The sequence below is a fragment of the Serratia sp. N21D137 genome (genome assembly GCF_047530005.1).
GTDB classification, from domain to species: domain Bacteria; phylum Pseudomonadota; class Gammaproteobacteria; order Enterobacterales; family Enterobacteriaceae; genus Chania; species Chania fonticola_B.
Genome location: NZ_JBLJAJ010000052.1, coordinates 1 through 12,036, shown reverse-complemented (window position 1 = coordinate 12,036; position 12,036 = coordinate 1). Strand labels below are relative to the sequence as shown.

Genomic DNA, 12,036 nt, shown 5'->3' with positions numbered 1-12,036 from the left:
AGCACGAAAGTGGGGATGATCGACCTGAGAAATAGGTCGATCATCATGGGTAAAGGATGTTAAAAAGTGTTCACCATGTCCTTGAACACCTGTCTACCATGTCCCCGGTCTGTACAGGGAGAGGGTTGGGGTGAGGGGACAAAGCGGGCACGTAATTCTGGGCGTATTAGAGCGCGCGGAAGGAGATCTCGGTAGGGATGGCTTCCCCCTGCCAGTACATCTGAGCCGCAACGCGCCCCGCCAGTTGACGGTACATTTCGGCAAACTCGCTGTCCGGCCGGCTGACCACGGTCGGTTGCCCGCGATCCAGATCTTCACGCAACGAGATATGCAATGGCATCTGCCCCAACAGGCGGCTATGGTATTTCTGCACCAGCTTCTCTGCCCCACCGGTACCGAAAATCGGTTCGTGATGACCACAGTTGCTGCACACGTGCATGCTCATGTTCTCAACGATGCCCAATACCGGCACATGCACCTTTTCGAACATCACAATGCCTTTAGCGGCATCAAGCAAGGCGATATCCTGAGGCGTCGTCACCACCAGCGCACCGGTCACCGGGATATTCTGCGACAGGGTCAGTTGGATATCCCCGGTCCCCGGTGGCATATCCAGTACCAGATAATCCAGATCCGGCCACAGCGTGTCCTGCAACAGTTGCAGCAGCGCCTTGCTGGCCATCGGCCCGCGCCACACCATGGCGTTGTCGTCGGTGACCAGGTAGCCGATAGAGTTGGTCGCTAAACCGTGCGCCATGATCGGAGCCATATGCTGTCCGTCCGGCGAGGTTGGGCGTTCATGTTCAGTACCCAGCATGTTGGGGATCGACGGGCCATAAATGTCCGCATCCAGGATCCCCACTTTGGCACCTTCGGCGATCAGCGCCAGCGCCAGGTTGACCGCGGTGCTGGATTTCCCCACCCCGCCTTTGCCTGAGCTGACGGCAATAATGTTACGCACACCCTTCACCCCGGCCTGGTCGTTGGCGCGTTTCAAGGTGGTGATATCGTGCTTCAGCTTCCATTCGATAGCCTGAACGCCGGTCACGCGCAGCAGTTCGGCGCTTACCGATTCTTTCAGCGCCTCAAACCCACTTTGCCAGGCAAACGGCATGACTAACTCGATATGCAGGACATTGTCCAGCAGCGTGCAGTGGTGAATAGCTTTCAGTGCGGTCAGGTTGTTTTTTAACGTCGGGTGTTCGAAGGCGGCCAATACTCCGGTCACCAGGGCGCGCAGAACTTCAGGGTTGGTCTGCTCAGGGGATTTGGCGTTCATCCCGGCTCCTTGATTTTGAATGGGTAGCAACCCGATAAGCATATCAGAACTGCAGGGTAACTCGCTCGTATAACCCGAAAGAAACCGCCCTAGCAGCAGAGAGCGCGATCGGGTAACATCAAAGACCCTTTTCACTCATTAAAGAAAGCAACTTTTCATTATGGCTCAAGTCGCGAAAAAATTATTGGTGACGTGCGCGCTACCGTACGCAAATGGTTCCATCCATCTCGGCCACATGCTCGAGCACATCCAGGCAGATATCTGGGTTCGTTACCAACGAATGCGCGGCAACGAAGTTCATTTCATCTGTGCGGATGACGCGCACGGTACGCCAATCATGCTCAAAGCACAGCAGATGGGTATCCCGCCAGAAGAGATGATCGCGGAAATGAGCCGCGAGCACCAACAGGATTTCGCCGGTTTTGGCATCAGCTATGAGAATTATCATTCGACCCATAGCGAAGAAAACCGTGAACTGTCAGGTATCATCTATGGCCGCTTGAAAGAGAACGGTCATATCAAGCGACGCACCATTTCTCAGCTTTACGATCCTGAGAAAGGCATGTTCCTGCCGGATCGTTTTGTGAAGGGTACCTGCCCGAAATGTAAATCTCCGGATCAATATGGCGATAACTGCGAAGTTTGTGGCGCAACCTACAGCCCAACCGAGCTGATCGACCCTAAATCCGTGGTTTCCGGCGCTACCCCGGAAATGCGTGATTCTGAGCACTACTTCTTCGACCTGCCCGCTTTCAGCGACATGCTGCAGGCCTGGACACGCTCCGGCGCGCTGCAAGAGCAGGTGGCAAACAAGATGCAGGAATGGTTCGAATCCGGCCTGCAACAGTGGGATATCTCCCGCGATGCGCCGTATTTCGGCTTCGAAATTCCGGATGCCCCAGGCAAATATTTCTACGTCTGGCTGGATGCGCCAATCGGTTACATGGGCTCGTTCAAGAACCTGTGCGATAAACGCGGCGATCTGGATTTCGACGAGTTCTGGCGTAAAGACTCCACTACCGAGCTGTATCACTTCATCGGTAAGGATATCGTCTACTTCCACAGCCTGTTCTGGCCGGCAATGTTGGAAGGCAGCGATTTCCGCAAGCCAACCAGCCTGTTTGTGCACGGCTATGTGACGGTGAACGGCGCCAAGATGTCCAAGTCGCGCGGCACCTTCATTAAAGCAAGCACCTACCTCAAGCACCTGGATGCCGATTGCCTGCGTTATTACTACGCCGCCAAGCTCTCTTCACGCATCGACGATATCGACCTGAATCTGGAAGACTTCGTGCAGCGCGTGAATGCGGATATCGTGAACAAAGTGGTCAACCTGGCTTCCCGTAACGCTGGCTTTATCAACAAGCGTTTTGCCGGGCAGTTAGCCGACCACCTGGCCGACCCTGCGCTATACCAGACCTTTGTTGATGCTGCCACCAGCATTGCGCAGGCCTATGCCAGCCGTGAAACCAGCCGCGCGATCCGCGAAATCATGGCGCTGGCCGATCTGGCCAACCGCTATGTCGATGAGCAGGCTCCTTGGGTAGTGGCGAAAGAAGAAGGCCGCGACGCCGCTCTGCAAGCTATCTGTTCGATGGGCATCAACCTGTTCCGCGTGCTGATGACCTACCTGAAGCCGGTTCTGCCTGCGTTGACCGAACGTGCCGAAGCGTTCCTCAACTGCGAACTGAGCTGGGATGGCATTGAGCAGCCGCTGCTGGGCCATCAGGTGAGCACCTTCAAGGCGTTGTTCAACCGCATTGATCTCGACAAAGTGAATGAAATGGTCAATGCATCAAAAGAAGATCTGGCCGCCAGCCAGAAGGTTGTCAGCGGCCCGCTGGCGGACGATCCGATCCAGGACACCATCAGCTTTGATGATTTCGCCAAAGTCGATATGCGTATCGCGCTGATCAAGAGCGCCGAGTTTGTTGAAGGTTCTGACAAGCTGCTGAAGCTGCAGTTGGATCTGGGTGGCGAATCACGCCAGATCTTCTCCGGTATTCGCTCTGCCTACCCTGATCCTTCACTGCTGGAAGGGCGTTTGACGATTATGGTGGCCAACCTGGCGCCGCGTAAAATGCGCTTTGGCGTTTCCGAAGGGATGGTGATGGCGGCTGGCCCTGGCGGCAAGGAGATCTTCCTGCTCAGCCCGGACAGCGGCGCACAGCCTGGTATGCAAGTTAAGTAAGCTTCTGTAATATAGAGAAAAGTCCCCTCACCCTAACCCTCTCCCACAGGGAGAGGGGACTGATCGAGTTCGTTGATTTTCCTGGGTCATACCCAACCTTTCTTCTTATTCATTTCTTTCCGATCTAGTAATACCTATCGAGTTCGTTGATTTCTCTGAGTCATACCCAGCCTTTCTTCTTATTCATTTCTTTCCGATCTAGTAATACCTATCGAGTTCGTTGAGTTCTCTGAGTCATACCTGCCTTTCTTCTTATTTATTTCTTCCCGAAGCAGCACGGACTAATTATATGCTCCGGGCAGCCCCCTCGCCCTACGGGAGAGGGTTGGGGTGAGGGGTATCTCAGAAGCTAGAATGAGGGGAAACACGATCCTGCAAATGCCATAAAGTCACCTGTCTCACCCCCTCCCAATTAAGTAAAACCTCATCATTCCAAAAACGAATCACGGTAAAACCTTGCTGCTCTAGAAAATAGGTGCGCTGCTGATCATAAGCCACCTGCCCCGAATGCTGACCACCATCCAGCTCAACAATCAGCTTCGCCTGCCAACACGCGAAATCGGCAAAGAAAGGCCCAACCGGAAATTGCCGTCGGAACTTAAACCCAGCCAAGCGGCGATCGCGCAGCTGCAGCCACAAAGCTTGTTCTGCCTCTGTCATATCAGATCTTAAACGGCGCGCCTTAATCAGCGTGATTGCACTCTTCATCAGCCAAGATTAGCGCCACCAGCACCGTCGATCTCTCGGTTCCTGCCAAAACTGCGCACCCCATCCAAACCAATCGTTATATCACCTGAGAAAAATTCATAAGCCTGCGGATTCCCAATTGCCAGGCATCTGGTTATGATGCTGCATTGCACCAGATAGACGTCTAGACATAAAGATATCTAAACATCCAATTTTAACGGGAACTCTTCACCTGCTTCGGAGCCAATAATGAAAACGATAAAGACCTCACTGCTCGCCCTCAGCCTGCTGACCAGTCTGCCCCTGCTGGCCACAGAAGCCACGCTTGCCCCCGTTCCTGACGCTATTGCCCAGCATCAAGGGCAGATCCGCGTGGCGGTGATCCGTAACCTGGGTTCCGATGACAACACCACCCAGTTTTTGGCCGGAGCCATCCAGGAGGGGCGCAAGCTCGGTTTCAAGGTCGATACCTTCCTGAGCAACGGCGATGACGCGCGCTTTCAGGACTTCGTTAACCAGGCCATCAGCCAGAAATATGACGGCATCATTCTTTCTCAAGGCCGCGCGCCCTATTCCACCGAACTGGTTAAGCGCATCGCCGCGGCAGGTATCGCGGTGTCGGCCTTTGATACCGACGTTAGCGGCGAGATCCCCGGCGTCACCGTTTCCCAACAGGATGATGCCTCGCTGGCCAATGAATCCTTCGGCCAACTGATTAAAGACTTCGACGGCAAGGCCAACATTATCAAACTGTGGGTTGCAGGCTTCCCGCCGATGGAGCGCCGCCAGGCCGCTTACCAGCAATTGCTCAAGCAAAACCCGGGCATTCATGAGCTGGAATCAATCGGGGCAGTTTCGTCCGACGTTCAGGGCGATACCGCCAATAAAGTGGGGGCGGTGCTAGCCAAATACCCGAAAGGTAAAATCGATGCCATCTGGGGCACCTGGGATGCCTTCAGCCAGGGAGCCTATAAGGCGCTGCAAGAAAATGGCCGCACCGAGATCAAGCTCTACAGCATCGATATCTCCAACCAGGATCTGCAACTGATGCGCGAAGCCGGTAGCCCGTGGAAGGTCAGCGTCGCGGTAGATACCAAGTTGATCGGAGCCGTCAACCTGCGCCTGATTGCCAACAAGTTGGCGGGCGAGCCAACGCCAGCCACCTATCAGTTTAAAGCCGCCGCCATCCCGCAAGCCTTGCTGGTCAGCCAGACCGGTCCAATCAACGTAGCCTCGCTGGGTAAAATTATTCCAGGCTGGGGCAGCAGTGAAGACTTCATCCAACCCTGGTTTGCCACCCTGCAGGCCAAATCCGGTAAATAATGCTGTTTTACCGAGGGGCTACAGACGTAGCCTCTTTTTTTTAAACAATTTTTCCGTTCGCCCCTTCTCAGCACCACAAAATACGCTACTGTAGTTGCATTGACGTAATAACTGTATGCATCAACAGGTTTGGTTATGAAGGGATTCCCCCCACTGATTAAGATATTGCTGGCAAGTTCGCTGGTGCTGACCATAGGCCGTGGCGTCACGCTGCCCTTTATCACCATTTACCTGACCGAGCACTTCCACCTGCTGCCGAAAAGCGTGGGGATTATCTTGGGCGTCAGCCTGACTATCGGCATCATCAGCAGCTTTTATGGCGGTTATCTGGTCGATCGCTTTAATAAAAATCCGCTGATCCTGCTGGCCATCCTGCTATTTTCGCTGAGCTTTTTTGCTATCCCATGGGTCTCGCACCCCGCTGGCGTTATCCTGGTGCTGGCCATCTTACATACCGCCTATGCGGTGCTCAGCATCGCCATCAAGGCCTGCTTTGCCAGTTGGCTGCCGGTAAACCAGCGTATCAAGGCCTTCTCGATCAACTATACGCTGGTGAACGTTGGCTGGGCCGTCGGCTCATCATTGGGCGTGATGGTAGCCGGTTACAGCCCATTGCTGCCGTTCTACCTGTCCGGCGGGTTGGCGTTACTGACTGTGATAACCCTGAGCTTCCGCCTGCGCAGCTATCCATCGCCACCGATGGAAGACACCGGCAACACTCCACCATCGGTTCTCAACTTCCGCCAGACGTTGAATGTGCTACGCGGCGATCGGCGGCTGATTTATTTCACCCTTGGCAGCACGTTAGGCGCGGTGGTATTTGGCCAATTCACCGGCTATCTGTCGCAGTATCTGATCCTCGTTAGCGATGCCGAATTTGCTTACAAAGTGATTGGTGTGGTGATGATCGTCAACGCCTGCATCGTGATCGCCCTGCAGTATCTGCTGAGCCGCGGTATGCGCCAGGACAACATGCTGCGCTGGCTGATGCTGGGCACGCTGTTCTTCGTCCTGGGGCTGATCGGCTTTATGCTGGCAGGGCTTTCGATATGGCTATGGGTGCTGGCGATGGCGATTTTCACCCTGGGGGAAATCATCGTCATTCCGGTTGAATATATGTTTATCGACTTTATCGCCCCGCCGCACCTGAAAGGCAGCTATTACGGCGTACAGAGCCTAAGCAATCTGGGGGGAGCCATCAACCCGGTGATGTGCGGTTTCCTGCTGAGCTATGCGCCACCGCCGGTAATGTTCCTGGTGTTGATCGCCGCCGCGTTGTTCAGCCTGCTGTTCTTCTTCCTCGGCCATCGGTTAGCGGAACAGCAAAAGCCACTAGCCAGCCTGAGCAGCGCGGAATAGCCAGCCCCGCTAAACTTAAGGCGGGCCACAATCTTGCCAAAATGGCATGATAGGCATAGCGAGAATTCATGATGCGTTTTGTGGCGTAGCTCACAGTTTAATTGTATGATGAATGCGTCAACATCAACGAGAATGCACTATGGGCAACCTATTTAACCTGTGTTGGAAATATGTCAGGGCGATCGTGCTGATCTACCTCAGCCTGTTCGCCGGTAACGCCATTGCGGCGCTGCTGCCGATCGCCATCCCCGGCAGCATTATCGGGATGTTGATCCTGTTTGCCTTGCTCTCCTCACAAATTTTACCGGCCAAATGGGTCAAGCCTGGCTGCCATCTGTTTATCCGTTATATGGTGCTGCTGTTCGTGCCAATCGGCGTCGGCATCATGAAGTATTACGACCAGATAGTTGACGATCTGGCTCCGCTGATCGTGTCTTGCCTGATCAGTACGCTGCTGGTGTTTGTGGTGGTTGGCTATACTTCACATTACTTCCATCGCGAGCGTCCCATCCTCGGTAAAGCAAAAAATGCGAAGGATGAACAATGATGCAAAATATCTGGTGGTCCTTGCCGCTGACCCTGGTGGTATTTTACGCGGCACGCAAGCTGGCGCAAAAGCTCAACATGCCATTGCTGAACCCATTATTGGTCTCGATGGCGGTGATTATCCCGCTGCTGTTGCTGACCGGCATTCCTTATGAACGCTATTTTCAAGGCAGCAAAATCCTCAACGATCTGCTGCAACCGGCGGTGGTCGCCCTTGCTTTTCCGCTATACGAGCAGATCCATCAGATCCGCGCGCGTTGGAAATCCATCATCACCGTCTGCTTTATTGGCAGCATGACCGCGATGATCAGCGGCGGTGCCATTGCCCTGCTGATGGGGGCCAAACCTGAAATTGCCGCCTCGATCTTGCCAAAGTCGGTGACGACCCCAATAGCCATGGCGGTAGCCGAGTCGATTGGCGGCATCCCGGCCATCAGCGCGGTGTGCGTGATTTTTGTCGGAATTCTGGGGGCGGTTTTCGGCCATTCGCTGCTTGGCCTGTTACGGATCAACACCAATTCATCGCGCGGTTTGGCGATGGGGACCGCCTCGCATGCGTTGGGTACAGCACGCTGCGTAGAAATGGATTACCAACAGGGCGCATTCAGTTCGCTGGCTCTGGTTATCTGCGGGATTATCACTTCGCTGACCGCGCCGTTCGTGTTCCCGATACTGCTGCGGCTGTTTGGTTAACGGCTAAAAACCTGCGATACGTCTCGCATTTATAAGTTTCATTGCAGTTGTTTCATTAAAAAATAGATATTAGTCACACTTTATTGTGGGCCGGTTGCCTAGAATGTTAACCCGTTAACTTGTAGAGAGACTACTTATGCACTCGCGCTTTCAAACTGCCTACGGCGAATTGCCAACGGCCTTGCAATCCGCCCTGCTGCCCTATTTAGATGCGCCTGATTTCGCAGCCATGTTCAAGGCCGAGCAGATTGCGGCGATCAAGCAACAGTGCGGGTTGGATGACGATGCTCTGGCCTTTGCTCTGCTGCCATTGGCGGCGGCCTGCTCGTTAACGCCGATTTCGCATTTCCACGTTGGGGCGGTGGCGCGTGGCGTCAGCGGCAACTGGTATTTTGGTGGCAACATGGAATTCCGTGGTGCACCTATGCAACAAACCGTGCACGCGGAACAGTGCGCTGTCACGCATGCATGGCTGCGCGGCGAAGCCAAGCTGGTCGCGGTTACCGTCAACTACTCGCCTTGCGGCCACTGCCGCCAGTTTATGAATGAGCTTAACAGCGGCACCGAGTTGGAGATCCATTTGCCTGCACGGGCAACCGCCACGCTGGGTGATTACCTACCTTACTCCTTCGGCCCGAAAGATCTGCAAATCAGCGAGTTGCTGATGGATCCGGTCGATCACGGCTTCCAACTGACGCTGGATGATGAACTGGCGAAAGCGGCTCTGGATGCCGCCAACCGCAGCCATGCCCCTTACAGCACCGCCCATAGCGGCGTAGCGCTGGAAGCCGAAGACGGCAAGGTTTACGCTGGCCGCTATGCAGAAAACGCCGCGTTCAACCCTAGCCTGCCGCCATTGCAGGCCGCACTGATCCTGATGAATGTCTCCGGTGGTGATTGCCAGAAAGTACGCCGTGCCGTATTGGCCGAAGCGGAAGGCGCAATCCTGACCCAGTGGGATGCCACCCGCGCCACCCTGGCGGCCTTGGGCTGCGAAGACGTCCAACGCGTGACCTTCTGATCCCTCAGGCGGAGCCACCGTGCTCCGCCACAATCCGGCTAAAAAACCAGCAACAAGCGACAATTCCTCATTATTTACTAACAAATGCTGTACATATTTTGCCGATATCTTAGGATCGGCAGTAATAAAGCTTACCCTAGGCAAAGAGTAGAAACTGATGGAACTGGAATACGAAAGCAAACGCCCTCTCTACATCCCCTACGCTGGCCCCATTCTGTTGGAATTCCCGCTGCTGAACAAAGGCAGCGCCTTTTCCGAAGAAGAACGCAGTAACTTCAACCTGCACGGCCTGCTGCCGGAAGCGATAGAAACCATCGAAGAACAGGTGGAACGCGCTTACCGTCAGTATCAGGATTTCAAGAACGATAACGACAAGCACATCTACCTGCGCAATATCCAGGACACCAACGAAACGCTGTTCTATCGCCTGCTGGATTCGCACCTGAGCGAGATGATGCCCATCATCTATACGCCAACCGTGGGTGAAGCCTGCGAGCATTTCTCTGACATCTATCGCCGCGCACGTGGGCTGTTTATCTCCTACCCGAACCGCGATCGCATCGACGATATGCTGCAAAACGCCACCAAGCAGAACGTTAAGGTGATTGTGGTCACCGACGGGGAACGCATCCTTGGCCTGGGCGACCAGGGCATCGGGGGCATGGGTATTCCAATCGGTAAACTCTCTCTGTACACCGCCTGTGGCGGCATCAGCCCGGCCTATACCTTGCCGGTTGTGCTGGACGTGGGCACCAACAACCCGCAACGCCTGAACGATCCGCTCTATATGGGATGGCGTCATCCACGTATTTCGGGTGACGAATATCACGCCTTTGTGGAAGAGTTCATCCAGGCGGTGAAACGTCGTTGGCCGAACGTGCTGTTGCAGTTTGAAGATTTTGCCCAGAATAACGCCACGCCGCTGCTTAATCGCTATCGTGATGAGCTGTGCTGCTTTAACGACGATATTCAAGGCACCGCCGCAGTGACGCTGGGCAGCCTGATCGCCGCCAGCCGTGCCGCTGGCAGCCAACTGCGCGATCAAACCGTCGCCTTCCTGGGGGCAGGTTCCGCAGGCTGTGGGATTGCCGAACAGATTATCGCACAGATGAAATCCGAAGGGCTGAGCGAAGAAGAAGCCCGCTCTCGCGTGTTTATGGTTGACCGTTTTGGCCTGCTGACGGATAAGCTGCCGAACCTGCTCGATTTCCAGAGCAAGCTGGTGCAGAAAAGTGCCAATCTGGATCAATGGCAGGTGGAAAGCGATGCGATCTCCCTGCTGGAAGTAGTGCGCAACGCCAAGCCGACCGTGCTGATCGGCGTCTCTGGCCAGCCGGGGCTGTTTACCGAAGAACTGATCCGTGAGATGCACAAGCATTGCCCGCGTCCGATCGTGATGCCGCTGTCCAACCCAACCTCCCGCGTGGAAGCCCGGCCAGAAGATATCATCAACTGGACCGACGGTGCTGCACTGGTCGCCACTGGTAGCCCGTTCTCACCGGTAACCTATAAAGACCAGCTGTTCCCGATTGCCCAGTGCAACAACTCCTATATCTTCCCGGGGATTGGCCTTGGCGTATTGGCTGCAGGGGCAAAACGGGTCACCGATGCCATGCTGATGGCCGCCAGCCGAGCCCTGGCCGACTGTTCTCCGCTGGCTACCGACGGCCACGGCGCACTACTGCCGAATATCGATGATATTCAAGGCGTATCCAAATGCATCGCGATGGAAGTGGGCAAAGCCGCTCAGTTGCAGGGTGTAGCAGTGGTGACGTCGGAAGAGGCGTTGTCTAAAGCCATCGAGCACAACTTCTGGCGTCCGCAGTATCGTATCTACAAGCGTACCTCGTTCTAAGTTTCTCACCGGGCCTGTTAGTCAGGCCCGGTTATCACGCCAAGACCAGATTTTGCTGAAAAATGCAGCGTAACACCTGCGGTAAACGGCTCATTGCTTGCGTCTGCCGGGCAGGTAAAGTAGCCTTGAGTCTTACTTTAGCCCTCGTTCGCGCAAGGCATCAACATGTGGAAACGCCTGATAATTAGCCTGTTCATCATCATTTCGGTGCTGATGCTGTCGGCTATCGCGCTCGATCGCTGGATAAGCTGGAAAACCGCGCCTTATATTTACGAAGAAATGCAAACGCTACCACACCGTCAGGTGGGGGTGGTGCTTGGCACCTCCAAATATTACCGTACCGGAGTGCTTAACCAATATTACCGCTACCGTATTCAAGGGGCGATCAACGCCTATAACAGCGGCAAGGTGAAGTACCTGCTACTGAGCGGCGATAATGCCCAGCAAAGCTACAACGAACCGATGACCATGCGCCGCGACCTGCTGACCGCTGGCGTTGCGCCTAGCGATATCGTGCTCGACTATGCCGGTTTCCGTACCCTCGACTCCATCGTCCGTACGCGCAAGGTGTTCGATACCAACGACTTCATCATCATCACCCAGCGATTCCACTGCGAGCGCGCCCTATTTATCGCCCTGCATATGGGTATCCAGGCGCAATGCTATGCGGTACCTTCGCCAAAAAATATGATGACGGTGCGTGTGCGTGAGATCTTTGCCCGCCTGGGTGCCCTGACCGATCTGTATATCCTCAAGCGTGAGCCCCGCTTCCTTGGCCCATTAATCCCGATATCTGCGATGCACAAGGTGCCGGAAGATGCACCGGGTTACCCGGCGGTGTCGCCGGAGCAGTTGGTAGAGCTGGAGCACAAGCTGACGGCGGAGAAGCTTAAGGCCCAGCAGCAGAAAAAGAGCTGAGTTCACCTCACGCTCCAGCGATTGCCCCTCACCCTAGCCCTCTCCCACAGGGCTGAGTGATCCCCAGTAATATGGTCAGCATCCCATGACCATATTACTGTACTCATTCCCTAACTTTTTCAGCATATTAACTATATTCATCCGTCTCACTATTCCCGCTCTGT

Annotated in this window: 10 protein-coding genes; 8 read left to right on the top strand and 2 right to left on the bottom strand. The window is 54.8% G+C overall.

Annotated features, from left to right (window positions below; all coding sequences use genetic code 11):
- Positions 1 to 166: 166 nt before the first annotated feature.
- Positions 167 to 1,279, bottom strand: a complete 1,113-nt coding sequence (gene apbC / locus ACMV5H_RS24085; protein WP_021805051.1) for an iron-sulfur cluster carrier protein ApbC — start codon at positions 1,277 to 1,279, stop codon at positions 167 to 169.
- Positions 1,280 to 1,439: 160 nt separating this feature from the next.
- Between apbC and metG the strand changes: the two genes are divergently transcribed.
- Positions 1,440 to 3,470: a methionine--tRNA ligase gene (metG, locus tag ACMV5H_RS24080; RefSeq protein WP_414822633.1), complete on the top strand. Its 2,031-nt coding sequence runs from the start codon at positions 1,440 to 1,442 to the stop codon at positions 3,468 to 3,470.
- 342 nt (positions 3,471 to 3,812) lie between these two features.
- Here the strand turns inward: metG and ACMV5H_RS24075 are convergent, their stop codons facing one another.
- Entirely contained in the window at positions 3,813 to 4,178 is a 366-nt protein-coding gene (locus ACMV5H_RS24075; RefSeq protein ID WP_209524236.1) for an endonuclease domain-containing protein, read from the bottom strand.
- A 228-nt stretch (positions 4,179 to 4,406) separates the two neighbouring features.
- On the opposite strand from ACMV5H_RS24075, the gene ACMV5H_RS24070 reads away from it, so the two are divergent.
- The 7 genes from ACMV5H_RS24070 to sanA all read left to right on the top strand — a co-directional run bounded on the left by ACMV5H_RS24070 (position 4,407) and on the right by sanA (position 11,872).
- Entirely contained in the window at positions 4,407 to 5,480 is a 1,074-nt protein-coding gene (locus tag ACMV5H_RS24070) for a sugar ABC transporter substrate-binding protein (protein WP_115159874.1), read from the top strand.
- A gap of 135 nt (positions 5,481 to 5,615) precedes the next feature.
- The gene (locus ACMV5H_RS24065; RefSeq protein ID WP_094983328.1) at positions 5,616 to 6,839 is read left to right on the top strand and encodes an MFS transporter; all 1,224 of its coding nucleotides are present in this window, start codon (positions 5,616 to 5,618) and stop codon (positions 6,837 to 6,839) included.
- A 139-nt stretch (positions 6,840 to 6,978) separates the two neighbouring features.
- A complete protein-coding gene (locus ACMV5H_RS24060) occupies positions 6,979 to 7,386 on the top strand; it encodes a CidA/LrgA family protein (RefSeq protein WP_115159875.1) in 408 nt (135 codons plus the stop codon).
- Positions 7,383 to 8,078 carry a CidB/LrgB family autolysis modulator gene (locus ACMV5H_RS24055; protein ID WP_021805057.1) on the top strand — a complete coding sequence of 232 codons (696 nt, stop codon included), beginning with the start codon at positions 7,383 to 7,385 and terminating at the stop codon, positions 8,076 to 8,078. The genes ACMV5H_RS24060 and ACMV5H_RS24055 overlap by 4 nt, the downstream gene beginning before the upstream one ends.
- Before the next feature lie 136 nt (positions 8,079 to 8,214).
- On the top strand, positions 8,215 to 9,099 hold the full coding sequence (gene cdd / locus ACMV5H_RS24050; protein ID WP_115159876.1) for a cytidine deaminase: 885 nt from the start codon (positions 8,215 to 8,217) through the stop codon (positions 9,097 to 9,099).
- Positions 9,100 to 9,256: 157 nt separating this feature from the next.
- On the top strand, positions 9,257 to 10,954 hold the full coding sequence (locus ACMV5H_RS24045; protein ID WP_021805059.1) for an NAD-dependent malic enzyme: 1,698 nt from the start codon (positions 9,257 to 9,259) through the stop codon (positions 10,952 to 10,954).
- A 165-nt stretch (positions 10,955 to 11,119) separates the two neighbouring features.
- Positions 11,120 to 11,872 carry an outer membrane permeability protein SanA gene (sanA, locus tag ACMV5H_RS24040; RefSeq protein ID WP_414822632.1) on the top strand — a complete coding sequence of 251 codons (753 nt, stop codon included), beginning with the start codon at positions 11,120 to 11,122 and terminating at the stop codon, positions 11,870 to 11,872.
- Positions 11,873 to 12,036 lie beyond the last annotated feature (164 nt).